General features: G+C 73.0%; 20 protein-coding genes. 8 read left to right on the top strand and 12 right to left on the bottom strand.

Features of this window, described 5'->3' with window-relative positions:
• The first annotated feature begins 3 nt into the window (after window positions 1-3).
• From AC07FT_RS20525 to AC07FT_RS20505, 5 genes are all read left to right on the top strand, one after another.
• Window positions 4-2,088 carry a copper resistance CopC/CopD family protein gene (locus tag AC07FT_RS20525; protein WP_479177496.1) on the top strand — a complete coding sequence of 695 codons (2,085 nt, stop codon included), beginning with the start codon at window positions 4-6 and terminating at the stop codon, window positions 2,086-2,088.
• Window positions 2,085-3,410 (top strand): iron uptake transporter deferrochelatase/peroxidase subunit, encoded by a 1,326-nt coding sequence (gene efeB, locus AC07FT_RS20520; protein ID WP_479177495.1) that lies wholly within the window; start codon window positions 2,085-2,087, stop codon window positions 3,408-3,410. The genes AC07FT_RS20525 and efeB overlap by 4 nt, the downstream gene beginning before the upstream one ends.
• 122 nt (window positions 3,411-3,532) lie before the next feature.
• The gene (pheA, locus tag AC07FT_RS20515) at window positions 3,533-4,468 is read left to right on the top strand and encodes a prephenate dehydratase (RefSeq protein ID WP_254746009.1); all 936 of its coding nucleotides are present in this window, start codon (window positions 3,533-3,535) and stop codon (window positions 4,466-4,468) included.
• Between the two features lie 565 nt (window positions 4,469-5,033).
• A complete protein-coding gene (gene serS / locus AC07FT_RS20510) occupies window positions 5,034-6,311 on the top strand; it encodes a serine--tRNA ligase (RefSeq protein WP_471191851.1) in 1,278 nt (425 codons plus the stop codon).
• Window positions 6,308-7,138: an HAD family hydrolase gene (locus AC07FT_RS20505; RefSeq protein WP_479177494.1), complete on the top strand. Its 831-nt coding sequence runs from the start codon at window positions 6,308-6,310 to the stop codon at window positions 7,136-7,138. Before serS ends, AC07FT_RS20505 begins: the two co-directional genes overlap by 4 nt.
• A 75-nt stretch (window positions 7,139-7,213) precedes the next feature.
• Here AC07FT_RS20505 and AC07FT_RS20500 read toward each other — a convergent pair whose 3' ends face one another.
• Window positions 7,214-7,663, bottom strand: coding sequence for a phospholipase (locus tag AC07FT_RS20500; RefSeq protein ID WP_471191856.1), 450 nt, complete (start codon window positions 7,661-7,663; stop codon window positions 7,214-7,216).
• 430 nt (window positions 7,664-8,093) lie between these two features.
• On the opposite strand from AC07FT_RS20500, the gene AC07FT_RS20495 reads away from it, so the two are divergent.
• Window positions 8,094-9,041, top strand: a complete 948-nt coding sequence (locus tag AC07FT_RS20495) for a LysR family transcriptional regulator (protein ID WP_479177493.1) — start codon at window positions 8,094-8,096, stop codon at window positions 9,039-9,041.
• On the opposite strand, the gene AC07FT_RS20490 is transcribed toward AC07FT_RS20495, so the two are convergent.
• From AC07FT_RS20490 to AC07FT_RS20470, 5 genes are all read right to left on the bottom strand, one after another.
• The gene (locus AC07FT_RS20490) at window positions 9,022-9,978 is read right to left on the bottom strand and encodes a helix-turn-helix transcriptional regulator (protein WP_479177492.1); all 957 of its coding nucleotides are present in this window, start codon (window positions 9,976-9,978) and stop codon (window positions 9,022-9,024) included. The genes AC07FT_RS20495 and AC07FT_RS20490 overlap by 20 nt on opposite strands.
• Before the next feature lie 103 nt (window positions 9,979-10,081).
• A complete protein-coding gene (locus AC07FT_RS20485) occupies window positions 10,082-10,810 on the bottom strand; it encodes an ABC transporter permease subunit (RefSeq protein WP_471191864.1) in 729 nt (242 codons plus the stop codon).
• A gap of 15 nt (window positions 10,811-10,825) precedes the next feature.
• Window positions 10,826-11,752 carry an ABC transporter ATP-binding protein gene (locus tag AC07FT_RS20480; protein WP_479177491.1) on the bottom strand — a complete coding sequence of 309 codons (927 nt, stop codon included), beginning with the start codon at window positions 11,750-11,752 and terminating at the stop codon, window positions 10,826-10,828.
• Window positions 11,749-12,648 carry an ABC transporter permease gene (locus AC07FT_RS20475; RefSeq protein WP_479177490.1) on the bottom strand — a complete coding sequence of 300 codons (900 nt, stop codon included), beginning with the start codon at window positions 12,646-12,648 and terminating at the stop codon, window positions 11,749-11,751. Before AC07FT_RS20475 ends, AC07FT_RS20480 begins: the two co-directional genes overlap by 4 nt.
• Window positions 12,638-13,681 (bottom strand): ABC transporter ATP-binding protein, encoded by a 1,044-nt coding sequence (locus AC07FT_RS20470; RefSeq protein ID WP_471192616.1) that lies wholly within the window; start codon window positions 13,679-13,681, stop codon window positions 12,638-12,640. Before AC07FT_RS20470 ends, AC07FT_RS20475 begins: the two co-directional genes overlap by 11 nt.
• A gap of 300 nt (window positions 13,682-13,981) precedes the next feature.
• Here AC07FT_RS20470 and AC07FT_RS20465 point away from each other — a divergent pair, with 300 nt between their 5' ends.
• Complete coding sequence (locus AC07FT_RS20465) at window positions 13,982-15,706, top strand: SDR family oxidoreductase (RefSeq protein ID WP_479177489.1); 1,725 nt, start codon at window positions 13,982-13,984, stop codon at window positions 15,704-15,706.
• Between the two features lie 37 nt (window positions 15,707-15,743).
• Here the strand turns inward: AC07FT_RS20465 and pspAB are convergent, their stop codons facing one another.
• The 3 genes from pspAB to AC07FT_RS20450 form a co-directional block, all read right to left on the bottom strand.
• Window positions 15,744-16,337 (bottom strand): PspA-associated protein PspAB, encoded by a 594-nt coding sequence (gene pspAB / locus AC07FT_RS20460; RefSeq protein ID WP_471191876.1) that lies wholly within the window; start codon window positions 16,335-16,337, stop codon window positions 15,744-15,746.
• A gap of 5 nt (window positions 16,338-16,342) precedes the next feature.
• Window positions 16,343-17,254 carry a zinc metalloprotease HtpX gene (htpX, locus tag AC07FT_RS20455; RefSeq protein WP_254745986.1) on the bottom strand — a complete coding sequence of 304 codons (912 nt, stop codon included), beginning with the start codon at window positions 17,252-17,254 and terminating at the stop codon, window positions 16,343-16,345.
• Between the two features lie 137 nt (window positions 17,255-17,391).
• On the bottom strand, window positions 17,392-18,306 hold the full coding sequence (locus AC07FT_RS20450; protein ID WP_479177488.1) for an LLM class flavin-dependent oxidoreductase: 915 nt from the start codon (window positions 18,304-18,306) through the stop codon (window positions 17,392-17,394).
• A gap of 176 nt (window positions 18,307-18,482) precedes the next feature.
• Between AC07FT_RS20450 and AC07FT_RS20445 the strand changes: the two genes are divergently transcribed.
• Window positions 18,483-19,364: a Cof-type HAD-IIB family hydrolase gene (locus AC07FT_RS20445; RefSeq protein WP_479177487.1), complete on the top strand. Its 882-nt coding sequence runs from the start codon at window positions 18,483-18,485 to the stop codon at window positions 19,362-19,364.
• Between the two features lie 112 nt (window positions 19,365-19,476).
• Here the strand turns inward: AC07FT_RS20445 and AC07FT_RS20440 are convergent, their stop codons facing one another.
• From AC07FT_RS20440 to cydD, 3 genes are all read right to left on the bottom strand, one after another.
• Window positions 19,477-20,319 carry a hypothetical protein gene (locus AC07FT_RS20440; protein ID WP_479177486.1) on the bottom strand — a complete coding sequence of 281 codons (843 nt, stop codon included), beginning with the start codon at window positions 20,317-20,319 and terminating at the stop codon, window positions 19,477-19,479.
• Between the two features lie 211 nt (window positions 20,320-20,530).
• On the bottom strand, window positions 20,531-22,180 hold the full coding sequence (locus tag AC07FT_RS20435; RefSeq protein WP_479177485.1) for a sensor histidine kinase: 1,650 nt from the start codon (window positions 22,178-22,180) through the stop codon (window positions 20,531-20,533).
• Between the two features lie 524 nt (window positions 22,181-22,704).
• Window positions 22,705-26,358: a thiol reductant ABC exporter subunit CydD gene (cydD, locus tag AC07FT_RS20430; RefSeq protein ID WP_479177484.1), complete on the bottom strand. Its 3,654-nt coding sequence runs from the start codon at window positions 26,356-26,358 to the stop codon at window positions 22,705-22,707.
• Window positions 26,359-26,370 lie beyond the last annotated feature (12 nt).

The following is a 26,370-nucleotide window of genomic DNA, read 5'->3' as shown; positions in this document are numbered from 1 at the left end:
CCGATGCCCTCGCTGACCTTCCCGGCGCCCGCCGGGACCGCCCGCTCCGTCACCGCCCGGCGGCTGACGGCGGTCGGCGCGGCCCTGCTGGCCGCGCTGCTGTGCGCGCTGACCGTCGGCGCGAACACCGCGTCCGCGCACGCCACGCTCACCTCGACCGACCCGCGCGACGGATCGGTGGTGCGGACCGCGCCCTCGGAGATCACGCTGAACTTCTCGGAGGGCGTGCTGCTCTCCGACGATTCGGTGCGGGTACTCGACCCCAAGGGCAAGCGGGTGGACTCCGGGAAGCCCGGCCATGTGGGCGGCAAGACCTCGACCGCCGCGGTCGGACTGCACTCCGGGCTGCCGGACGGCACGTTCACGGTGGCGTGGAAGGTGGTCTCGGAGGACAGCCACCCGATCAACGGCGCGGTCACGTTCTCCATCGGCGCCCCGTCCAAGACCAGCGTCACGGTCTCCCGGGGCGGGGAGTCCGACAGCACCGTCGGCACGCTGTACGGGATCGGGCGCTACGTGGCCTACGGCGGCTTCGCGGCGCTGGTCGGCGCGAGCGTGTTCGCCGGGGTCTGCCGCTCCTCACGGTCGGTCCGCAAGATCGCCGTCGGAGGCTGGGTGACGCTCTTCGCGGCCACCCTGGCGCTGTTGCTGCTGCGCGCTCCCTACACCGACGGCAAGGGCATCGGCGCGGTCCTCGACCTGGGCAGACTCGGTGACGTGCTCTCGACCAAACCGGGCGCCGCGATGCTCTCGCGGCTGCTGCTGCTCGGCGCGGCGGCGGTCTTCCTGGCGGTGCTCTTCGGTACGTACACCCGGCGCACGGAGGAGGCCGAGGCGGCGAAGGCCGCGGGCGACGACGCGGAGTACGCCGAGATCGACCACGGCCGCCGCCAGGACCTGGCCTTCGGGCTCGGCTTCGGCGGCACGGTGGTCGCGATCGGACTGGCCGCGACCTGGGCCATGGCCGAACACGCCTCCGTCGGCATCCAGAAGGAACTGGCCATGCCGGTGGACGTGCTCCATCTGCTCGCGGTCGGCGTGTGGCTGGGCGGAATGGTGTCACTGGCGGTGGCGCTGCGCGCGGGCGAACCGGTCGGGCGCACGGCGGTGCGCCGCTTCTCCCGGCTGGCCTTCGCCTCGGTGGTGGTGCTGGTGCTCACCGGCCTCTACCAGTCGTGGCGGCAGGTGGGTTCGTGGAAGGCGCTGACCGGCACCGAATACGGGAAGTGGCTGCTGGTCAAGGTCGGTCTGATGGCGGTTCTGGTGGGTCTCGCCGCGGTGTCGCGCCGCTGGACGGGCCGCCTGCTGGACGCGGCGGAGGACGGTGCCGCGGAGTCCGCCCCGGCCGAGGCGCCGAAGGCCGGGACCAAGGCCAGGACCAAGACCAAGGTCGCGGCGGCGTCGGCCGCATCCTCGGGCCGTACCGTCGTCAGGGCCCGGTCGGGCGGCAAGGGCGCGGACGCGGCCGAGGACGACGGCGGATCCGACGGCGGATCCGGCACCGCGGCCGATCCCGTGCGCAGCGCCCAGCTCGCCCGGCAGCGCGCCGCCGTCGACAGGACCGCGGCCCTGCGCGAGCGGGACGCCGACCCGGTGCGCGGCGGACTGCGCCGCTCGGTGCTGGCCGAGACCGTCGTGGCGGTGGTGCTGCTCGCGGTGGCCACCGTGCTCAGCGGCACCCAGCCCGGCCGGGCCGAGACCGCACAGCCCGCCGCCGCGGCGGCGCCCGATCCGCTGGGCGTGGACCCGGTGAGCGTGGAGATCCCCTACGACACCGGGAACAAGAGCGGCCGCGGCAAGGCCGTGGTCATGCTGGACCCGGCGCTCCCCGGGGACAACACGCTCCATGTCTTCCTCCTGGACCGGGCCGACCGGCCCGTGGACGCCGAGGAGGTCAAGCTGTCGCTGACCCTCGAGGAGAAGGCGATCGGACCGCTCCGGGTGCCGCTGAGGCACCTGTCCACCGGACACTGGAGCGCCGAGAGCGTGCGGCTGCCCCTGGGCGGCGCCTGGCAGATCTCCCTGACCGTACGCACCTCCGACATCGACCAGGTGACGGAGACCAAGACCGTGAAGATCGCGCAATGAGCACTCAGCAGCACACCCGGCGGAACCCGGGGAAGGAATCGGGGCACGACGCGAAGGGCGACCCCGGGACGGACACAGCGCGGGAGCAGCCGCAGGAGACCGGCTCGCGGATCTCCCGGCGCCGGCTGCTGGGCACGGCGGGCGCCGCGGGCGCGACCGGTCTGGTGACGGGCGGTGCCGCCGGTGCGTACGCCGCCGGGGCCACCCGCTCCGAGCCGGAACCGCTCACCTCGGTGGGCAGTACGGCCGTGCCCTTCCACGGCACGCACCAGGCGGGGATCACCACCCCGCTCCAGGCCCACGGCCATCTCGTCGCCTTCGACCTGGCCCCCGGCACGGACCGCAGGGCGGCCGCGGCACTGCTGCGCCGCTGGTCCAGGACGGCCGGGCAGCTGACCGAGGGCGAGGCGCCGCCGGACGACACGGGGATCGCGCTGGACGCGGGTCCCTCCTCGCTCACCGTCACCTTCGGATTCGGCCGGACCTTCTTCGGCCGGACGGGGCTGAAGGACCGGTTGCCGGAGGCGCTGGCCCCGCTGCCCGACTTCGCCTCGGACGCCCTGGACGCGGGGCGCAGCAACGGCGACCTGTGGATCCAGATCGGCGCCGACGACGGTCTCGTCGCCTTCCACGCGCTGCGCGCGCTCCAGCGCGAGGCACGCGGCGCCGCCCGGCTGCGCTGGCAGATGAGCGGCTTCAACCGCACGCCCGGCGCCACCGGCCGTCCCATGACGGCCCGCAACCTGATGGGCCAGATCGACGGCACCAACAACCCCAAGCCGTCGGACGAGTCCTTCCAGCGACGGGTCTTCGTACCCGCGAAGGGCGAGCCCGCCTGGATGGCGCACGGCTCCTACGCGGTGGTCCGGCGGATCCGGATGCTGCTGGACTCCTGGGACCACCTCTCCCCGGAGCGCCAGGAGAAGGTGATCGGACGCCGCAAGTCCGACGGCGCCCCGCTGTCCGGCGGTACGGAGGACACCCCGGTCCGGCTGGACAAGGTGAACGGGGACGGTTCGCTGGCCATCGCCGGGGCGGCGCACGTCCGGGTGGCGGCGCCCGCGTCGAACCAGGGCGCGGCCATGCTGCGGCGGCCGTTCTCCTACCACGACGGTTTCCGCGAGGACGGGGCGCCGGACGCCGGACTGCTGTTCGTCGCCTGGCAGGCCGACCCGATGAAGGGGTTCGTACCGGTGCAGCGGAAGCTGGACCTGGGCGACGATCTCTCGCGCTTCCTGCGGCACGAGGCGAGCGCGCTGTTCGCGGTCCCCGGCGGCGCCGGTCCGGGAGAGTACGTCGGTCAGGCACTCTTGGAAGGATGAGCCGCCGAATCCGCCAGGACCGCCGGAACCACCAGGGCCGGGGGCGGGCCCCGGGCGTGGGCGCCGCATGCGCCCCGCTGGGTATCGTGGCGGTCCTCGTCTGATCACAGGGAGCCACCGTGATGTCGGCCAGCCGCTATACGTACCTCGGCCCCGAGGGCACCTTCACCGAGGCCGCGCTGCGGTCCATGCCGGAGGCCGCCACGCGCGAACTGGTCCCGATGGTCTCGGTCCCGGCCACGCTGGACGCCGTGCGCACCAGCGCGGCGGCGGCCGCCCTGGTGCCGATCGAGAACTCGGTGGAGGGCGGGGTCAACGCGACCCTCGACGAACTGGCCACCGGCGAACCGCTGATGATCTACCGCGAGGTGCTGCTCTCGATCAGCTTCGCACTGCTGGTCCGGCCGGGCACCTCGCTGGCGGACGTCAAGACGGTGACCGGGCATCCGGTCGCCCAGCCGCAGGTGCGCAACTGGCTGGCGGGGAATCTGCCCGGGGCCCAGTGGGAGTCGGCCGCCTCCAACGCGGACGGGGCCCGGCTGGTGCAGGAGGGGCGGTACGACGCGGCGTTCGCGGGTGAGTTCGCGGCGCCGAAGTACGGTCTGGAGCCCCTGGTCACCGATATCCACGACGCGCAGAACGCGATGACCCGCTTCGTGCTGGTCGGCCGTCCCGCGCGGCCCGCGGCCCGGACCGGCGCGGACAAGACGTCCGTGGTGATCTGGCTCGGCGACGACCACCCGGGCGCGCTGCTGGAGCTGCTCCAGGAGTTCGCCGCGCGCGGGGTCAACCTGATGCGGATCGAGTCCCGTCCGACCGGTGAGGGCATCGGCCGCTACTGCTTCTCGGTCGACTGCGAGGGGCACATCACCGACCGCCGGGTGGGGTCGGCGCTGATGGGACTCAAGCGGATCTGCCCGAAGGTGCGCTTCCTGGGCTCGTATCCGCGGGCGGGGGTGACCGCGTCGGAGATCGCCCCGCTGCGGCACGGCACGTCGGACGAGGCGTTCACGGAGGCGTCGGAGTGGCTGGCGCGCTGCCAGGACGGACGAGCCTGAACCTGGCGGACGCCGGTTGACGACCGCGTCACCCGGCGTTGTCCCCAGGGTGATGGGGATAGTTATCCACAGGCTGCGGCCAGGCGCTGGGGATAAGTCGACAGACTAACCCGACATTGTCGACAGATCCGTACAGTGGGCGGATTTCTCACCATCATCAGACAGAGGGTGCTCGTCACCCCAATTCGATTGGCCAACTCTTTGGAGTGAGGCATTCCCCTCTCAAGGAGTGTGTGAACGAGGTTTGATAGGGGAATCCATCGCCGAGCACTCCGCCGGACCGAATGATCACCCCGACATCCACAGATCTCACACACAGGCTGTGGATAACTCGGAGGGTTCGACCCGCCCCCTGTGGACAACCCGCGGTCAACTCGCCCCGCCCACAAGGAAAGCCGTCACCCCAGGCCCACCTCTTTGCCCCTTTTCAGGGAATGCGCACGTATTCCTTGACGGTGGGCGTCACAGAAATTCCCCCGGTTTCCCACACTGGCGAAAACGGGCAAATAAGGACACAAAGGAATATCGCGTCGAGGGTGCGAGGCCACACCGGTAACCTGGTGGGGTGATTGACCTTCGCCTGCTCCGTGAGGACCCCGATCGTGTGCGCGCCTCCCAGCGCGCTCGTGGAGAGGACGTCGGCCTTGTCGACGCGCTCCTGACCGCCGACGAGCGGCGCAGGTCCTCCAGTGTCCGCTTCGACGAACTCCGCTCCGAACAGAAGGCGCTCGGCAAGCTCATCCCCAAGGCCGCCGGTGACGAGAAGGCCGAGCTGCTGAAGAAGGCGGGCGAACTGTCCGCGGCGGTCAAGGCGGCCGACGCCGAGCAGGACGAGGCCGCCGAGGAGACCCAGCGGCTGCTGCTCCAGCTGGGCAACCTGGTCCACCCGGACGTCCCGGTGGGCGGCGAGGACGACTTCCGCGTCCTGGAGACGGTCGGCACCCCGCGCGACTTCGCGGCCGAGGGCATCACCCCCAAGGACCACCTGGAGCTGGGCGAGCTGCTCGGCGCGATCGACACCGAGCGCGGTGCCAAGGTCTCCGGCTCCCGCTTCTACTACCTGACGGGCGTCGGCGCACTGCTGGAGTTCGCCCTGGTGAACGCGGCGATGGCACAGGCCACGGCCGCGGGCTTCACCCCCATCCTCACCCCCGCGCTGGTCAAGCCGAAGGCGATGGAGGGCACCGGCTTCCTCGGCCAGGCCGCGGAAGACGTCTACCACCTCGACAAGGACGACCTCTACCTGGTGGGCACCTCCGAGGTGCCGCTGGCCGCGTACCACATGGACGAGATCCTGGACGCGGACCGGCTGCCCCGCCGGTACGCCGGGTTCTCCTCCTGCTTCCGCCGCGAGGCCGGTTCGTACGGCAAGGACACCCGCGGCATCTTCCGGGTCCACCAGTTCGACAAGGTGGAGATGTTCGTCTACACCACCCCGGAGGAGGCCGAGGCCGAGCACCAGCGGCTGCTGGAGTGGGAGAAGCAGTGGCTGACCTCGCTGGAGCTGCCGTTCCGGGTGATCGACCTGGCCTCGGGTGACCTGGGCTCCTCGGCCACGCGGAAGTTCGACTGCGAGGCGTGGATCCCGACCCAGGGCAAGTACCGCGAGCTGACCTCCACCTCCAACACCACCGAGTTCCAGTCGCGCCGGCTGTCGATCCGGATGCGCGAGGACAAGAAGGTGCGCCCGCTGGCCACGCTCAACGGCACGCTGTGCGCAGTCACCCGGACGATCGTCGCGATCCTGGAGAACCACCAGCAGGCCGACGGTTCGGTGCGGGTGCCGGAGGCGCTGCGGCCGTTCCTGGGCGGACGCGAGGTCCTCGAACCGGTCACCCGGTGAGCGACGCCCCCGCGGCGACCGGACCGCTGCCGTACCGCCTGATCGCCACCGACCTGGACGGGACCCTGCTGGGCCCCGACCACACCGTCTCGGCGCGGACCCGCGCCGCGCTCGCGGCGGCCACCGCGGCGGGCGCCGCGCATATCGTCGTCACCGGACGGACCGTCCCGGTGGCCCGGCCCATACTGGACGACCTCGGCTACCGGGGGATCGCGGTCTGTTCGCAGGGTTCCCAGCTCTACCACGCGGGTGAGCACCGGCTGCTGACCTCCGTCACCCTGGACCGCACGGTGGCGGCGCTGGCGCTGGAGAAGATCCAGGCGGAGACCGGTCCGCTGGCGCTGGCCGCGGCCCGTGACGGTCTCGACGGCGAGGTGCTGTTCGGGCCGGGGTACCGGATGGGCTACGACATGGAGCAGGTCTCCGTCACCGACCCGGACGAATTCTGGACCGCGCCCATCAGCAAGCTCTACATCCAGCACCCCCGGCTGAACGACGACGCCCTCGCGGACGCCGTCCGGATCGCCGCCGGCGGTCTGATCGGTGTCACGGTGGCGGGCGCCGGTCTGGTGGAGCTGCTGCCGCTGGGGCTGACCAAGGCCACGGGGCTGTCGCTGGCCGCCCGGCGGCTGAAGGTGACGGCGGCCGACACGATCGCCTTCGGCGATATGCCCAATGACATCCCGCTGCTGGAGTGGGCGCGCCACGGAGTGGCGATGGCCAACGCGCACGACGGGCTGAAGGCCGTGGCCGACGAGATCACCGCCTCCCACGCGGAGGACGGGATCGCGGTGGTCCTGGAACGGCTCTTTCCGGCCGCTGCGTAGTTCCGGCCTCCGCACGGCGGACCGGGTGGCCCGGTGACGGACCACCCGGTGCGCTGTGGCCGGTGGCTCCCGGGCTCAGCCCAGGACCTTCACCGCCTGGTAGTACGTCCACGCGGTGCTGTCGCAGGCGGTTTTGGAGGCACCGCCGTAGTTGGCGCAGACGCGCTTGAGGTCCTCGTAGAAGGCACTGTCGATCCGTGCCTTGTTGGCGTCGAAGATCCCCATCGCCTTGTGGTTGCGGTAGCCGAAGTCATGGCGGGCGCAGGCGGTCTGGAAGGGGAAGCCGAACGGGTTGTCGGGCGAGGAGCTGCAGTAGTCGGTCGACCAGTCGAAGGCGTAATCGGCCCAGGAACCCTGGTCGTTGCGGGCCGAGAGCCAGACGTTGTAGCTGTCGGCGCTGGTCTGGGTCCAGTTGGAGAGCACCTGTGCCTTGTCCGCCGGTTCGGCCTGGGCGGGTGAGGCGAGGGCGACGGCGGTGGCCGCGGCGACGGCGGCCGTGGCGAGACTCGTGGCAAGACGACGCATGTGAGGGGTTTCCTCCGTCTTCGGTTGTTGACGCGCCATCACGATCCGTGTGGGTGCCGGACGATGGCGCGATCTGTGGGGGGAAGCGCTTGCCCCAGAGTTGGGCAGGTCCCTGACAAGCGTCAAGATCCGTACAGTCGTCTGGATGAACAGAGTTCAACCATCGGGACTTCAGAGCTTCCTACCAACCAGCCCTGCCACGAGGCATGTTGGGGTGGGGAGCGGATCCGGGCAGTGATTCCGCACAGCGGAGGCCCGATGGGAGAGGGCGGGTCGGCACCCGCCCCCGGGACACGCCGTCCGGTCCGGATCCGGTGGCGTGGCCGGGAGCGGGTTGCCGCCCTGGGCGCCACACAGATCGTCGTCCCGGACATACCCCCTAGTCAATCCTCGGGATTTCTTCCAAACTCCTTAGCTGTAGCTTGGGTTGATGACCTTGGACGACCTCAGGGCCTTCACGGCCGTCTGCGACTCCGGCAGCCTCAGCGCCGTCGCCCGTGATCTGGGCTGCACCCAGTCGGCGGTGAGCCAGCGTGTGAAGCGGCTGGAACGGGAGCTGGGCATCGCCCTGTTGGAGCGGCGGCCGCGCGGAGTGGCGCCGACCCAGGCCGGATGGATCCTGCACCGGGCGGCGGCCGACGGTCTGGTCGGGCTGGACCACGCGCTGCGGCGGCTGTGCGACATCCAGCGGGGCGGCGCCGGTACGGTGCGCGTCACCACCGGGGCGACGACCGTACGGCACTTCATGTCGGCCGGGGTGGTGACGTTCCGGCGGCGCCGGCCACGGGTGAACCTGGAGTTCCAGACGGAGAACTCCAGCCGCCGCTGCTTCGAGGCGCTGGCCGCGGGCACCGCCGACCTGGCGTGGATCACCATCGGCTCCCCGGCCCGCGGTGTGGAGCTGCGGCCGGTGCTGGAGCTGCCGTGGGTGCTGGCCGTACGGGCCGGGGACCCGCTCGCCGAGCGGACCGAGATCGGCCCCGGGGAGCTGGCGTCCATCCGCCACATCCGGCTGCCGGAGAACTCCGTGTCCCGGCACCGGCTGGAGGAGCACCTCACCCGACAGGGCACCGGACCCGTCTCCACCACCAGCGTGGCCGACTGGGACACCGCCATCCTGCTGGCCGAACTGGGCCTGGGGCACGCCGTGGTGCCCGCGCTGCCGGGGTGGCGGGAGCCGGTCGCGGCGCATCCCGCACTGCGGCTGATCCCGATCCCCTCGCTGCCCCCGCTGGCGGCGGGGTGGGCGGTGCGGCGGTGGGACGCGCTGAGTCCGGTGGCCGTGGAATTCGCCGAGACGGTGGCGGCGGAGCTGACGGCGGACGGCCCGCCGCCGGGGCGGGAGCGGGGTCCGGCGGTCAGCCGTACAGACCGGTGATGGAGGCGGCGACGGCGGCCAGTTCCTCGCGCACCTCGGGCGGTTCCAGCACCTCCACCTCATCGCCGAACGGGAGCAGTTGACGCGTCGCCGCCAGCGACGGATAGGCGAGCTCCACCTCGGCCCACTCCGCGTCGCCGCCGACCTCCCTCGCCTGGCCCACCAGCGTGCCGACGATCCGCAGAAACCGGTCGAGCCGGGTGCGCCGCACTCTGGCCCGGACCCGCAACGGCATGGGCTGTTCCTCGATCCCCCGCCGCAGCTCCTCCCACACCCCCTTCAGCTCGGCACCGGGGCGGCGCCGCACCGGCTCGTCGACGAGGGACGCCGCGTCGACGCGGTCGGCGCGGAACAGCCGCGGGGTGCCGTCACGGTCGGCGACCAGGTACCAGACCCCGGCCTTGGCGACGAGCCCGTAGGGATCGACGGTGTAGTCGTGCAGCGCGGTCTCCCCGCCGTGCCGGTAGCGGATGCGCAGTCTGCGGTCGGTCAGCACGGCGGTCTGGAGCACCTCGAGATCGGCCTCCGGCACGGGGCGGGACCGCCAGCGCCCGGGGTCGATGAGGATCCGGCGGCTGGTGAGTTCGGCGGCGGGACGGTGCGCGGCGGGCAGCGCGGCCATCACCTTGCGCAGGGCGGAGCCGAGGGCGCTGTCGAGGCCGAGCGCGGCATGGGTGCTCTGCGCGACCAGCACGAACAGCGCCCGCGCCTCGTCGGAGGTGAGCCCGGTGACATCCGTGCGGTAGCCGGGGAGCAGGGTGATCCCGCCGTGGCGGCCGCGTTCCGCGTACACCGGCACTCCGGCGGCGGACAGGGACTCCACGTCGCGGTAGATGGTGCGGGTGGAGACCTCCAGCCGCTCACCGAGTTCCACGGCGGTGACCCGGCCGCGGGTCTGGAGGAGCAGCAGTATCGAGAGCAGCCGGTCGGATTTCACGGAGGTGAGCCAAGGCAATGCCGGGGCCGGGTGTCAACACCGGTGGCGGCGGCCGTGATCACGACCGCCGCCACCGGTGACGAGAGGGAGTGTCTGCGCCGGCTCACTCCTCACCGGCGACGGTGAGACTGCGCAGCTTGCTGCCCGCGTACCAGGTGGCGGCCAGCGTCACGGAGACCAGCAGCACCACGGCGGTGGGCAGGGCGACGTCCGAGGTGATCAGATCCCCTTCGCCGATCTTCTGAGCGAGGGCAAGCGCCCACTGCTGGACGCTCAGCGTGCGCGCCCCGGACACCAGGCTGCCGAACAGCGTCTCCCACACCAGGGCATAGACCAGGCCCGCGACCACCGCGTGCCGGGTGACGGTGCCCAGCAGCAGGAAGATCGCGCTGTAGGCGACGGAGGCCACCGCGGCGGCGACGGCGTAGGCGATGGCGATCTGATGGCCGTTGCCGTTCAGGATGAAGCCCGCGAGCAGGGTGGGGATCGCCGAGAAGGCGGCGGTGACGCCGATCGCGACGATCAGCTTGGTGATCACGATGGTGGACCGCTTCACCGGCTTGGCCAGCAGATAGAGCACCGAACCGTCGTCGATCTCCGGTCCGATCGCCCCGGTACCGGCGATCACGCCGATCAGCGGGACCATGGTGGCGATGGCGAAACCGCCGAGGATGCCATCGGCCGTGGCGTCATCGGCACTGGTCAGCAGCCGTACGGCCACCGCGATGAGCAGCAGCAGCGCGGGCAGCGAGAACAGGATCAGCGCGCGGCGGCGGCCGAGCAGGGCCCGGTAGGTGAGCCGGGCGACGGTCGGGTGATAGAGCGAGGACATCGCTGTGGGCTCCTTTCAGGCCGCGACGAGGTAGGAGAAGACGCTTTCCAGGGACTCGTCGGAGGGCGAGACCGTGAGGAGCCGGATGCCGTGGTCGCGGGCGACCCGGGGCAGCAGTTCGGTGAAGCGCGTGAAGTCGACGGCCTGGATGTGCAGTCCGCCGTCCGCCCCGCCGCTGGCGTCGACCTGGATACCGGTGGTCGACGGATCGGCGATGAGGGCCGCCGCGAGCGCGCGGTCGTCGCTGGAGCGCACCAGATAGCGGTGCGGACGGTCCGTCATCAGCCGGCGGATCTTGCGGAAGTCACCGGAGGCGGCGTGCCGTCCGGCGACGATCACCTCGATATGGGAGGCGAGTTGCTCGACCTCCTCCAGGATGTGCGAGGAGAACAGCACGGTCGTGCCGTCGTCGCCCATCCGCCGCAGCAGCTCCATCAGCTGCATCCGCTGGCGCGGGTCCATCCCGTTGAACGGTTCGTCGAGCAGCAGCACCGACGGTTCGTGCACCAGGGCGGAGGCCATCTTCACCCGCTGGCGCATGCCCTTGCTGTAGGTGGAGATCTTCCGCGACCCGGCGTAGTCCATCTCGACGGTGTCCAGCGCCTTGCGGGCGGCGCCGCGCGGATCGGGCAGCCCGTGCAGTTCGGCGTTGGCGATGACGAACTCGCGGCCGGTGAGGAAGTCGTACATCCCCTCCCGCTCGGGGACCAGCCCGATCTGGCGGTACACCTGCTCATTGCGCCAGATCGGGGCGCCGTCGAGGGTGACCGATCCGGTGGAGGGGGCCAGGAAGCCGCCCATCATGTTGATCAGGGTGGACTTGCCCGCGCCGTTGGGTCCGAGGAGGCCGGTGACCCCGGGGCCGATCGTCATGGTCACGTCGTTGACGGCCACGACGTTCCCGAACCAGCGGGAGACATTGTCGATGGCGATCGTGGTCACAGCCCGACCTTTCGGTAGCGGCGCATCAGCAGGCCGTACGAGCCGGCGGTCAGGCCGAGGAGGACGAGGAGGTAGACGAGACCGGTCCCGGTGGAGGGGCCGTACTCGCCGGGAAAGGCGGAGGTGGCGCCGAGGAACGCGGTCTGCACCCCGTCGACGAGGGTGATCGGCGAGAAGAGGCCGAGCCAGCTGATCGCGTCGGTGCTGCCCTGGTCCCAGGAGATGGCCTGAACGGTGCTCACCGCGCCGTAGGAGATGGTCAGTACGGCGATGACGGCGGCGACACCGAAGCCGCGGCGCGGTGTCATGGCGGCGAGCACCAGGCCGATACCGGCGAAGAGGAGCGAGAGCAGAGCCACGGAGACCAGTCCTTGTGCGAAGCCCTTCGTCTGTTCGGCGAAGTCCAGCTTGGCGAGCAGGGCTCCGACGTACAGGATCAGCAGGGGCATCGCGGTGAGGAAGAAGATCGCGGAGGCCAGGGCGGCGAACTTCGCCGTCACGTAGTCCACCGTCTTGATGGGGCGCGAGAAGTACAGCGAGATCGTCTTGAAGCGCAGATCGCGGGAGACGGCCTGGGGTGCCTGGGCGGCGGTGTAGAGGCCGATCACGGCCTGGAGCATGATCGCGTAACCGGTGTACTCCACGGGGAGCTTGTTCGCCTGGGTGGCGACCGCCACCGCGACGATGATCGCGGCGGGCAGGCACATCACGGCGAGCATCAGCATCGGCCCGACCTTGGACTTCGCCGAGCGGCCGAGGCCGTAGGCGCCGCGCAGGCTCTGCGAGAAGAGTGAGCGGCGGGCGTAGGCGCGGCCCAGGCGGGCGCCCTCGTAATGCCGGTAGCCGATGTTGTGGATGACGTCGGCGCGCTGCTGGGGCACGGTCTCAGGCGGCATCGACGGCACCTCCCTTCCCGTGGGCGCCGGTTCCGTCGGTGCCGGGTGCGTCGGTGCCGGTGCCCCTGGCGGGGGCGTCGGCGGCGGCGGGTTCGTCGTCGGAGCGGAAGATCTCCGCGATGCGGTGGCGGCGCTGCTCCATGCGGACCAGACCGAGGCCGAGTTCGGCGATGGCGTCGCGGACGGTGTCGTAGGTCTCGTCCCCCGCCACGTCGACCAGCAGTACGTGGTCCGAGGCGGGCGCCCCGTCGGCCCCGCGTCCGGCGGGCTGGACGGTGAGCCCCGCGCGGTCGAGCGCGGCGCGCAGCACCCCGGTGCCGTCCGGGTGTTCCGCGGTGTCGGTGACCTCGACCGCGAGGGAGGCGGTGGCCTGGGTGAAGTCGCTGGTGGAGCTGGAGCGGAGCAGCTTGCCGCCGTCGATGACCACCACGTGGTCACAGGTGCGCTCCAGCTCGCCGAGCAGATGTGAGGTGACCAGGACCGAGATGCCGAAGTCGGTGTGCACACGGCGGATGAGGGCGAGCATGTCGTCCCGGCCGACCGGGTCCAGACCGTTGGTCGGCTCGTCCAGCAGCACCAGCCGCGGATCGTGCACCAGCGCCTGGGCCAGCTTGACCCGCTGCTTCATACCCGTCGAATAGCCGCCGATGGGCCGGTACCGCTCCTCGTACAGGCCCACATGGCGCAGGGTGTCGGCGGTGCGCTCACGGGCGGCGGACGGTGGCAGCCCGGACATGCGCGCCATGTGGACGACGAACTCGGTGGCCGAGACATCGGGCGGCAGACAGTCGTGCTCGGGCATGTAGCCGACGCTCTCGCGGATGGCGCTGCCGTCCTTGGCCACGTCGAGGCCGAGCACGGTGGCGCGGCCCTCGGTGGCGGGGGAGAGACCGAGCAGGATCTTGATCAGGGTTGACTTACCGGCACCGTTGGCACCCACCAGGCCGGTGACGCCCGGTGTGATGTCGACGGTGAGCCGGTCGAGGGCGGTGACCCTGGGGAACCGCTTGCTCAGGCTTTCGGTGGCGATCACAGTCACGTGTTCGACCGTAGTGGGCCGAGCCACATCCGGCGTCAGTCCTGATGGCTGGATTTACGTAGTCCTCGGGTCGGAGGCGCCCGTAGGGGAACGGCACCCCCAGGAGGGGGTTACCCGTGGTATCCACAGGAGGAGGAGGCCCTCTTGACGGCGATTTCGAACGCCGCGCATGGTCGTCCTGGGCACGGTTCGCCGGGTTCATGCGTGGAAGACGCCGTGAAGACGCCGTCTCCTGCGGGGACGACGCCGGATTCATGCGCGGAAGCCGATTCCCGCGCGGAAGGGGAGGACAGCGTGAGGGACGGGATCGCGGGAGCGGCCGAGCGCACGATCCGTACGGGAGGGGTGGAGCTGTGCGTCGCCGAGCTCGGTGATCCGGCGCGGCCCACCGTGGTGCTGCTGCACGGCTATCCGGACAGCAAGGAGGTGTGGTCGGAGGTCGCCACCCGCCTCGCCTCGGGCGGATCGGGCTTCCATGTCGTGCTGTACGACGTGCGCGGCTGCGGCCGCTCCACCGCCCCGGAGCCGCTGCGCGGCGGCTTCACCCTGGAGAAGCTCACCGATGACTTCCTGGCCGTGGCGGACGCGGTCTCGCCGGACCGGCCGGTCCATCTGGTGGGCCACGACTGGGGCTCGGTGCAGGGCTGGGAGTTCGTCACGGTCCCGCGCGCCCAGGGGCGGATCGCCTCGTTCACCTCGCTGTCCGGCCCCGGCCTGGACCACTTCGGTCACTGGATCAGGAAGCGGATGACCCGGCCCACCCCGCGCCGCGTCGCCCAGTTGCTGGGCCAGTCCGCCCGCTCCTGGTACGTGGGCGCGCTGCACACCCCGAGGCTGCCGGAGGCGCTGTGGCGCGGTCCGCTCGGCCGGTCCTGGCCGGGCGTCCTGGAGCGGCTGGAGCGGGTGCCGAGCGAGAGCTATCCGACCGCCTCGCTGCCCGGTGACGCGGCGCACGGCGCCTGGCTCTACCGGGACAACGTGCGCGAGCGGCTGCTGCGCCCCCGGGAGGACGCCCATGCCCACGCCCCGGTCCAGCTGATCGTCCCGACCCGGGACCCCTTCCTCTCCCAGCGGCTCTACGACGATCTGGAGGGCTGGGTGCCGGACCTGACCCGGCGCACCCTCGCCGCCCGCCACTTCATGCCGCGCTCCCGGCCCGATCAGCTCTCCGCGTGGATCACCGAGTTCATCACCTCCGTGACGGAGGGCGCCCCGCGCCCGGGTTCTGCCTCACCCGGTCCGTACGCCCAGCGGTTCGGCGGCCAACTGGTGCTGGTCACGGGCGCTGCCGGGGCCGTCGGCCGGGCCACCTGCGTCGCGTTCGCCGAGGCGGGCGCCCGGGTGATCGCCGTGGACCAGGACGCGGAGGCCGCGGCGCACATCGCCTCGCTGGCGCGCTCGGCCGGGGCGCCGCACGCCTGGGCCGAGGCGGTGGACATCGCGGACGAGCGGGCCGTGGAGAAGCTGGCCCACAAGGTCTCCGCCGAGTACGGCGTGGTGGACGTGCTGGTCAACAGCGCCGAGGAGGGGCTGTCCGGCTCCTTCCTGGGCACCTCGGCGGACGCCTGGCGCCGGGTGCTGGACACCAATCTCTGGGGCGTGGTCCACAGCTGCCGGGCCTTCGGCGGTCAGATGGCCGACCGCGGCCAGGGCGGCCACATCGTCAACACCGCTTCGGCCGCCGCCTTCCGGCCGTCCCGGTCGCTGGCCGCGTACGGCGCCTCCCAGGCCGCCGTGGTGCGGCTGAGCGAATCGCTCCGCGCCGAGCTCGCGGACCGGGACATCGGCGTCTCGGTGATCTGTCCCGGTTACGCCCGCACCCGGGACGACCGGCCCACCCGGCGGCTGGCCCCCCGGGCCTATCCGCCGGAGAAGGTCGCGGACGCGATCCTGCGCGCCGTGCTGCGCGACGCGGCGGTGGTGCCGGTGACCCCGGAGGCGAAGGCCGCGGCCGTGCTGTCCCGGGTCGCCCCCGTGGCGCTGCGCGCAGCCGCCCGGCTGGGGCGCCGCCCCAGGTGAGGCCAGGAGGCGGTGCGGGGGCGGCGCCGGTCCGGGCCTACAGGCCCGGCGCGCCCCACACCGGGAACCAGCGGCCCAGGTCCTCCTCGATCGTCAGATCGTCCCCGAGCATCGCCCGCACCTGGAGTTCAAGTCCGTTGTCGCGCTTCTCGGCTCCGCCCGGCAGCGGTGCGAAGGGGTAGAAGGTGCCGCGTTTGTAGAGGTAGACCAGCGCCAGCGACCGGCCGTCGGAGGCGTTCCGGAACCCCAGCAGCGAGCACAGCAGCTGAGGGCCGAACCCCCCGTCCTGGAGCAGGGTGTTGACCGCGTGCAGATCGTTCACCAGGGCGGCCGTATCGTCCGGCGGCTGCCGCGCCAGCAGCCAGGTGTAGCCGTACGTGTCCCGGCTGAACTCCACCGGCACCCCGTCCCGTCCGGCCCCCGTGTCCGCGTCGAGCAGCTCCCCCACATCCTGCCGGAGCCGGGCGAAGGCCCCGCCCTCCACGCTCGCGAAGCACACCGACCCCAGACCGGTGGGGGTGAACCCCGCTCCCGCCTCCAGGGTGACCGCCGCCCCCGGCAACCCGAAGAGCCGGTCGAGGTCGGGGCGTACGGGCTTGCTGCGGCCGAGCACGGCGTCCCAGAACCCCACGCCGCTCAGCCCCTTCCCGCCTGGCCGAGCTGTGCCGAGATCCGGCCGAGCTGGTCCAGCCGCTGCTCCAGCGTCGGATGCGAGGAGAGCAGCCGGCTCATGCTCCGGCCGGAGAGCGCCGGGGCGAACCAGAACGCGTTGTACGGCTCGGCCTTGCGCAGATCGCGGGTGGGGATCCGGGCCATCTGCCCGGTCACCTTGGTCAGGGCGGCGGCGAGCGCCGAGGGCCGCCCGGTCAGCAGGGCGGCGGCCCGGTCGGCGCTCAGCTCGCGGTAGCGGGACAGCAGCCGGGTCAGCAGAAAGCTGATCGCGTAGACCACGGCGCTGACCAGCGGGATCAGCAGGACCGCGATCGCGGTGTTGTTGTCGCGGCTGCCGCCGCGGGTCAGCCCGCCCCACAGCGCGACCCGGGTCATCATCCCGGCCAGCACCCCGAGGAAGGAGGCGATGGTCATGACCGCCACATCGCGGTGCGCGACATGCGACAGCTCATGGGCGAGCACCCCCTCCAGCTCATCCGGCTCCAGCCGCCGCAGCAGACCGGTCGTCGCACACACCAGGGCGTTGCGCTGGTTGCGTCCGGTGGCGAAGGCGTTGGGCACATCGGTGTCGGCGATGGCCACACGCGGTTTGGGCATATCGGCGAGGGCGCACAGCCGGTCCACGGCACCGTGCAGCTCGGGCGCCTGCTCCGCGGTGACCTCCTTCGCGCCCATGCTGTAGGCCGCGATCCGGTCGCTGAACCAGAACTGCGCCACGAACAGTCCGCCCGCGATGATCAGGATCAGTGGCCAGGCGCCCCGCACCAGCGCCAGCAGTACGCCGACGAAGACCACGTAGAGCAGACCGATGAAGAACATCGTGGTCACCATGCGGGCGGTCAGCCCCCGGTCCGGGGCGTATCGGGTACGCGCCATGGATGCCTCCACGGGACTACGGCAGCGAAAGCCTCTATACCCGATTCTGCCCCTTATGTCGGCCTTCACCGCCTGTGCGGGTCCTGACCGCCCCGGAGCCCCTTGGCGAGGGGCGCGAGGCGGCGCGAGGCGGCGGCTCAGCCGGTGCCGAGCTGCGCGGCACCCTCCGTGGCGATCCGCTCGAAGACCCGCTGGTACGCCGCGAAGATCGAGTCCGGGATCGGCCAGTGCACCACGATCTCGTCGAAGCCCAGCGCCGCATGCTGCCCGGCGAAGTCGACGAAGGCGTCCACCGAGGCCAGCGGACCGGCGCCGTCCGGGGTGAACCCGGTGAGCAGGATCTTCCGGAGCTCGCCCGCGTCCCGTCCGGCCTCCGCGCACGCCTTGCCCAGCGCCTCGACCTGGCGGGCGATGGCCTCCACCGAATCGGCCGCGGTACCGGTGGCGGACACCTTCGGATCCCCCGTGGTCACCCACGCCTGGCCGTGGCGCGCGGCCAGCCGCAGCCCGCGCGGACCGGTCGCGGCCACCGCGAACGGCAGCCGGGGCCGCTGCACACAGCCCGGGATGTTGCGCGCCTCCAGCGCGCTGTAGTGCTTCCCCTCGTACGTCACCGCGTCCTGGGTCAGCAGCCGGTCCAGCAGCTCCACGAACTCACCGAAGCGGTCCGCGCGCTCCCGCGGGGTCCACGCCTCCTCATCGGCGCGGCGCAGCGCCGTCGCGTCGAAGCCGGAGCCGCCCGCCCCGATCCCGAGCGTGATCCGGCCGCCGGAGACGTCGTCCAGCGTGATCAGCTCCTTGGCGAGCGTCACCGGGTGCCGGAAGTTGGGCGAGGTCACCAGCGTGCCGAGGCGCAGCCGCGAGGTGGCCGCCGCGGCGGCGGTCAGCGTGGGCACCGCGCCGAACCAGGGGCCGTCGCGGAACGGCACCCGCCAGGACAGGTGGTCATAGGTGTACGCGCCGTGGAAGCCCAGCTCCTCGGCGCGCCGCCACAGCTCCCGGCCGCCCTCGGACCAGCGCTGGACGGGAAGGATCACGGTGCTCAGTCGCATACGGACGAGCCTAAGCGGTTCCGCGGACAGCTCCGCACGCCGACGACCGGCGGCCGGGACCGGTGGGCCGCGGCTCGCGACCGGCGGCCGGGGAGGACGGGCGTAGGGCCCGCACCACCGGGCATACGTACGCACCCGAGCCCCTTCGCACACCGATGAGCGGCATATGCGGGAGGATGGTTGCCGTGACTCCAGCAACCGAGCGGCCCGGGAATCCGGCCACAGACCGTTCCGGCACCGGCTCACCCCGGCCCCGGCTGATCGCCACCGACCTCGACGGCACCTTGCTGCACGACGACAAGACGGTCTCCGACCGCACCGTCGAGGCACTCGCCGCCGCCGAGCGGGCGGGCATCGAGGTCTTCTTCGTGACCGGCCGCCCGGCCCGCTGGATGGATGTCGTCAGCGCCCATGTGCACGGCCACGGCCTGGCGATCTGCGCCAACGGCGCCGCCGTGGTCGATCTGCACCAGGGCGGCAAGCTGATCAAGGTCCGCCCGCTGGACCCGGACGCGGCGCTCTCCGCCGTCATGGCGCTGCGGGCGGCGGCCCCGGGCACCTCGTTCGCCGTGGAGCGGACCGAAGGCATCTTCTACGAGCCCGAGTACCCGCCCTTCCACCTCGACCCGGGGGCGGTCCACGCCTCCGCCGAGAAGCTGCTCGACGACGGCTTCGCCCACGCCGACCAGCCGATCATCAAGCTGCTCGCCCACCACCCGGAGCTGGCCCCGGACGCCTTCCTCACACTCGGCCGCTCCGCCGCGGGCGAGCACGGTTCCTTCACCCGCTCCAGCCCGACCGCCCTGCTGGAGATCAGCGGTCCCGGCGTCAGCAAGGCCAGCACCCTGGAGCAGTGCTGCGCCGAGCGCGGCATCACCGCCGAGGAGGTCGTGGCCTTCGGCGACATGCCCAACGACCTGGAGATGCTGAGCTGGGCGGGCACCTCGTACGCGATGGCCAACGCCCACCCGGACGTACTGGCCGCGACCACCCACCACACCGCCGCCAACACCGAGGACGGCGTCGCCGCCATCATCGAGCGGATCCTCGCGGGCTAGGCGCTGTCCTGCCGGAACGTTTCGGGAACCACCCGCCTCCCGCCCTCACACGACCGCCCCCCGGTCCGAGAGGGCCGGGGGGCGGTCAGCCGGACCGGATGATCCGTCGGGATCACCAGTAGATGACCGTGTAACCGTCGCCGCCCTCTTCCCCGGCGGGACCGTTGGAGCCGGGGGTGCCGCCGCCCGGGCCGCCGGCGCTGCCGTCGCCGCCCTCGGCGGTGTCATCGGTGGGCAGCTCGACGATGCCGTCGGCCGAGTCACCGCCCTCACCGCCCTGAGCGCCGTCCTCGCCGTCCTCACCGGTGCGGTTCACCGCGGAGGGGCTGTCGCACGAACCCGTGCCACCGTCACCGCCGGTGCCCGGGATACCCGGGGCGGCGCCACCGCCGCCACCGCCGGTGCCGCCCGTGCCGCCCGTGGCGGCGAGCAGGATGTCACCGCCGTCGTCGGTCACGGAGGTGGCCGACCCGGTCCCACCGGTGCCACCGCTCCCACCGGCGTTGCCGCCCGCGGGACCACCCGGCCCGGCGGTACCGGCGGTACCGCCTTCGCCGAGGTCCACGCTGTAGGACTGTCCGGGCGTGACATTGAGGACGCACCAGGTGAAGCCACCGGCTCCGCCGCCGCCACCGGTGCCGCCGGTGCCGGTCAGCGTGGCGCTGGCACCGCCGCCGCCACCGCCGCCACCGCCGCCCGCGCCCCATGCCTGGACGTGGACCGAGGTGACGCCGGGGGGAGCGATGAACGTCCCGTCCTCGGTGAACTCCTGAACACCGCTGACATCGGCCGGCGGCCTCGGGGGCTTGGGATGACCGCCGCCGCGCGCACCGTCATCGGCCTGCGCGGCGGGCGCCAGGGTCAGGCCGGAGGCGGCGAGCACCGCGGCGGCAGTGGCGAAGAGGACCCGACGACAGGTCCGGGAACGCTGGGGAGTTGAGCTCTGACTCTTCACGTGATGGCTTCCTTCCCCGTGCCGGCCCGGCGGCGCTCGGCGCCGCCCGCTGTCACGGAGTGGGTTGGGATACGTGAGGGCCGGACGGCCCGCGAGCCTCATCCCACCGTCGGCCGGGGGACACCGCACTCCGGAGAAGCGCGGCTTGCGCCTGACAGGTGAGGGTTTCCACTGGCCGGGCTACCCGGCCGTGTCCTACCCGCATCTCCGGCTACAGCGGGACCTCCCACACCACCGACGTGCCACCGCCGTCCGCGCCGAGCCCCGGCCCCACCCGGCTCGCACCGCCCAACGACTCGGCCCGGCGCGCCAAGTTGGCCAGACCGCTGCGCCGTCCGCCCGCCGGAGTACCCACCCCGTCGTCCGCGACCGTCAGCCGTACCCCGGCCCGCCCCCGCGCGAGCCGCGCGGTCGCGTCCACGACCACCTCGACACGCCCCGCGCGGGCGTGCCGGACGACATTGGACAGCGCTTCGCGCAGCGCCGCGATCAGATTCGCCCCGGCCGGTTCGCCGACCCGCGTATCGACCGCTCCCACGAAACCCAGCGACGGCTGGAACCCCAGCGGCACCGCGGCCGCCCCCACCTCCCGCAGGACCCGGGCGCGCAGCCCGGCGGGCGGCTGCGACGGGTTCTGACGCAGTGTGAAGATCGCCGTCCGCACTTCCTGGATGGCCGCGCCCAACTCCTCCACGGCCCGCTCGATCTGCTCCCGCACCTCCGGCGCGGCCGACCGGCGCTGGACGCTCTCCAGCGTCATCCCGGTCGCGAACAGCCGCTGGATGACGAGATCGTGCAGATCCCGCGCGATCCGGTCGCGCTCCTCCAGTACCGCGACCCGCTCGCGGTCGCGCTGCGCCTCGGCCAGCACCAGCGCCACCGCGGCCTGTGCCGCGAACTGAACGGCGAGCGTGCGCTCCGCGGCCGTGAACGCGGGCGCGCCGGGCGCGCGTGGCGTGGCCAGCACCCCCAGCACCCGGTCACCACCGCTCAGCGGCAGCATCATGGCCGGTCCGTACCGGCCGAGCACCCCGGTGATCAGCCGGGGACGGGATGACGGGTCGTCGAGGAACACCGGCTTCCCGGCCAGCAGCCGCGGTACGGCCGGGGCGCGGGCCGGGAGGACGGTGCCGAGCAGTGCCGACGGATCGTCGGCGTCCGCCGCCACGATCCGCAGCCCCCCGGACGCCTCGGGCAGCAGCACCACCCCCGCCGCCGACCGGGCGAGCTGACGGGCCTTCTCCGCGACGACGGCCAACGCGTTCTCGGCATCGCCGGAGAGCAGGGAGTGGGTGACCGCCACCGAGCCCTCGATCCACCGCTCGCGCTGCCGGGTGGCTTCATGGAACCGGGTGTTGCCGATCGCGATCCCGGCCTCGGTCGCCAGCACCTTGACCATGTGCAGATCGGAGACGGTGAACTCGCCACCGCCCCGCTTCTCGGCGAGGCACAGATGACCGAAGGTCTCCTCCCCGACCCGGATCGGCACCCCGATGAACGCGTGCGGCAGCGGGTGGTCCAGCAGGAAACCGGCCGGATGCGCCCCCGGCGGCAGCCCCGCGAACAGCGCCCCGCACCGCTCCCGGTCCGCCTCGGTGGCGCCGTAGCTGACCACTCCGGCCAGCCCCTGGCCCGCGGCGTCGTTCACCCCGATCACGGCGCAGCGCGCCGCCGCCAGCTCGGCGGCGGTCTCCGCGATCCGGTCCAGTACGGTGCGCAGCTCCAGCCCGGTACCGATGGAGCGCATCGCCTCCAGCAGCCGGGGCAGCCGCGCGGTCAGCTCGGTGGACAGGCCCCGGAGCCCGCGGGTCGCCTCCGCGGCGACCTCCAGGGGGTCCGGAGTGGGGGCTGCGGCCACCATGCATCGAGCGTAATGAATGCCGCCCGGCCCTGCCGCCGGACGGCAGGGCCGGGCGGACGGCCCACGGCGGAAGGCGGGCGCGCAGACCCGTCGGCGCGACGGTCCCCCGGGGCGCGGGCGCCGAAGGCGGGCGCACAGTCGTCGGGGCGACGGTCCCCCAGAGGACGGGCGGCATCCGCCCCGGGAAACGGGCTCGCGCCGCCCGCGCGCGCACCCCCGGCCCGCCACAGGACCACGGCCGAAGCCACACGCACAGGCCTTACGGCGGCACGACGGTCGTCCAGAGCGCCGGGGGGCATCCGCCCCGGGAAACGGGCTCGCGCCGCCCGCGGCGCGCACCCCTGCCCCGCCACAGGGCGGCGGTCGGCGCCCTGTGGCGGGCCCGTCGGCGCGACGGTCGCCCAGAGCGTGGGCGGCATTCGGCCCCGGGGCACGGACCGCGCGTCCGCCGCGTGGCCCCGGGCACGGGTGCCGACCCCCGCCCGGGGCCACGCCCCGCGCCCGAGGGCGAGCGCGGACGCGGGTCAGACGGCGGTGGGTACCGGGATCCGCCGCGCCCTCGCTTCCGTGCCCGCCGCGAGGCGGGCCTCCGCGGCTTCGCGGGCCAGCAGACGGCGGAAGGGGCCGTCGGCGGCCGCCAGCTCACGCGGGGTGCCGCGCTGTACGGCCCGGCCGCCGTCCAGCACGATCACCTCGTCGACCGCCTCCAGACCGGTCAGCCGGTGCGTGATCAGCACCGTCGTCCGGCCGTGGGTCGCGGAGAGGAGATCGGTGGTCAGGGCGTCGGCCGTCGGCAGGTCCAGGTGCTCCGCGGGCTCGTCCAGCACCAGGACCGGGAAGTCCGCCAGCAGCGCACGGGCCAGGGCGAGCCGCTGCCGCTGACCGCCGGAGAGCCGGGCTCCCAGTTCACCGGCCATCGTGTCCAGGCCGTCCGGCAGTCCGTCCACCCAGTCCAGCAGCCGGGCCGCGGCCAGCGCGGCACGCAGCGCGTCGTCGTCCGCGCCGGGGCGGGCCAGGCGCAGGTTCTCCCGCAGCGAGCTGTCGAAGACGTGCGCGTCCTGGGCGCAGAGTCCGACCAGCCGCCGTACCTCGTCCCCGTCCAGGGCCGTCGCGTCCCGTCCCGCCAGGGTGTACGTACCGGGTCCGGCGTCCAGGAACCGCAGCAGCACCTGGGCCAGCGTGGTCTTGCCGGCGCCGGACGGGCCGACGACGGCGATCCGGCGGCCCGGGGTCAGCTCCAGGTCGAAACCGTCCAGCGCGGGCGTCCGCCGCCCCGGGTGGTACGCGGTGACCCCGCGCAGCACCAGCGGGAAGGGCGCGTCCGGCGCCCCCTGCCGGACCGTCGCCTCCGGCTCGCGCACCGGCGGCCGGGCGTCCATCACCTCGTACACCCGCTCCGCGGCCCGCCGCGTCCGCTGCCGGTGCCGCACCGCGAGCGGCAGCCCGGCGACCGCCTCGAACGCGGCGAGCGGAATGAGGACGACAGTGGCCAGCCACACCCCCTGGATCCGTCCGTCCGCCACGGCGCCCACTCCCGCCCACGCCGCGGCGGCGACGGTCAGTCCGCAGGCCAGCGCCGAGAGCCCGGCACCCACACCCGTGGCGGCGGCACCGCGCCGGGCGATCCGGGTCAGTACCCCGTCGGTCCCGCGCACCGCGTCCAGACGGCGCGGCAGCGCGCCCGCGACCGTCAACTCCGCGGTTCCGGAGAGCAGATCCACGACCTCGGCGGACAGCGCGCCGCGCACCGGCGCCAGCCGCCGTTCCGACCGCCGCGCGAACGCCCCGGAGACCAGGGGCACTCCGGCCCCGGCCACCAGCAGCCCGGCGGCCAGGACCGCCCCGGCCTCGGGCAGCACCCACGCGGTGAACCCGACGGATGCCACGGCGACCGTCACGGCGGTGGCCACGGGCAGCAGCCAGCGCAGGAAGTAGTCCTGCACGGCGTCCACATCGGCCACCAGCCGGGAGAGCAGATCGCCGCGCCGCGCCCGGCCGAGCCCGGCGGGTGCCAGCCGTTCCAGCCGGCGGTAGACGGCGACCCGCAGATCGGCCAGTACGCGCAGCGCGGCGTCGTGTGAGACCAGGCGCTCGGCGTAGCGGAGGACGGCCCGGGCGATCCCGAACGTCCGGGTCGCGGTGACCGCCACCATCAGATAGAGCACGGGCGGCTGCTGCGCGGCCCGTGAGATCAGCCAGCCGGAGACGGCCATCAGGCCCACGGCGCTGGCCGGCGCCAGACCGCCCAGCAGCAGCGCGAGCGCGAACCTCCCGCGCGATCCGCGCGCGGCCGCCCGCACCCGGGCCAGCGCGCCGGATACGACGGCGGCCCCCGTCGCCGCGTCGTCCGCCATCCCATGCGCCTCGTCACGCGGAGACCCGGCCGCCCATGCGGCGGGTACGGCTGCCGCGGCGCCGTCGGCGTCCGGTCCGGCCGGCGCGAGCGTGTCGCCCGTACCGGACCCGCGCTCGTCCTCCACCAGGCCCATGTCATGCGCCGCCGCACCCCCACCGGCCCCGGACTCATCGGACGTCCGCTCCCCGCCCGGCAGGCTCAGCACACGGTCGGCCAGCGGCAGCAGGGCCGGGCGGTGGACCACCATCAGGACCGTGCGGCCGGCCGCCAGGCGGCGGACCGCCGCCACGACCGCCGCTTCGGTCTCACCGTCGAGATTGGCCGTCGGCTCGTCCAGCAGCAACACCGGCCGGTCGGCGAGGAAGGCGCGCGCCAGCGCGATGCGCTGGCGCTGCCCCGCGGACAGGCCGGAGCCCAGTTCACCGAGGCGGGTCGCGGGCCCCTCCGGGAGCGCGGTGACGAAGTCGAGCGCGCCCGCGTCCCGCAAGGCGGCCCGTACGGCCGCGTCATCGGCGTCCGGCCGGGCCAGCCGGACGTTCTCGGCGATCGTCCCGGCGAAGAGGTACGGCCGCTGGGGCACCCAGGCGATCTGCCGCCGCCAGCTCTCGGGGTCGAGTGACTTCAGGTCCTGCCCCCCGAGCAGGATCCGGCCCGCGGACGGCTCCGCGAAACCGAGCACGGCGTTCAGCAGGGTGGACTTCCCCGCGCCGCTGGGGCCGACGACGGCGACCGTCTCCCCGGGCCGCAGCTCGAACGACGTCGTGGCCAGGGACGGTTCACCGCGTCCGGGGTGGCGGACGACCAGTCCGTCGACGGTGAGCGCGGCCTCCCGGGCGTCGGGGGCGCTCGTCCGCCCCGCGGCCGACGGTTCACGCTCCAGCACCGCGAACACCTCGTCCGCCGCCGACAGTCCCTCGGCGGCGGCGTGGTACTGCGCACCGACCTGCCGGAGCGGCAGATACGCCTCGGGTGCCAGCACCAGCACCACCAGCCCGGTGTACAGCTCCATCTCGCCGTGGACCAGCCGCATTCCGATGCCCACCGCGACCAGCGCGACCGAGACCGTCGAGAGCAGTTCCAGCGCGAAGGAGGAGAGGAAGGCCAGTCGCAGGGTCTTCAGGGTGGTCCGCCGGTAGTCGGCCGTGATCGCGCGGATCGACTCGGCCTGGGCCTTGGCCCGCCCGAAGACCTTGAGCGTCGGCAGTCCGGCGACCACATCGAGGAAATGCCCGGAAAGCCGGGACAGCAGCCGCCACTGACGGTCCATCCGCCCTTGGGTGGCCCAGCCGATCAGCATCATGAACAGCGGGATCAGCGGCAGGGTCACCATGATGACCAGGGCGGAGATCCAGTCGGCGGTGACGATGCGGGCGAGCACCGCCACCGGCACCACCACCGCGAGACCCAACTGCGGCAGATAGCGCGCGAAGTAGTCGTCGAGCGCGTCGATCCCCCGGGTGGCCAGGGTGGTGAGCTCACCGGTCCGCCGTGAGTCCAGCCAGCCCGGCCCCAGCCGGACCGCCCGTTCCAGCAGCCGCACCCGCAGCTCCGACTTGACCGCGGCGCTCGCCCGGTGGGCGGTCAGCTCGGTCAGCCAGGAGACGGCCGCCCGGCCGACGGCGACCACGGCCAGCAGGATCAGCGGGCGGGTCAGCGCGTCCACGCCCGCACCGCGCTGGAAGGCACCGACCACCACCTCGGCGATCAGCATCGCCTGCGCGATGACCAGACCCGCTCCGGCCAGGCCCAGCGCCACCGAGGCGGCGAGGAAGAACCGGGTGGCCCGTGCGTACCGCAGCAGCCGGGGGTCGATTGGTTTCACGTGAAACACACC

The organism is Streptomyces sp. NPDC045899 (genome assembly GCF_056431485.1).
The sequence above is the reverse complement of the archived record's forward strand: the minus strand, read 5'-3'. Positions and strand labels throughout refer to the sequence as shown.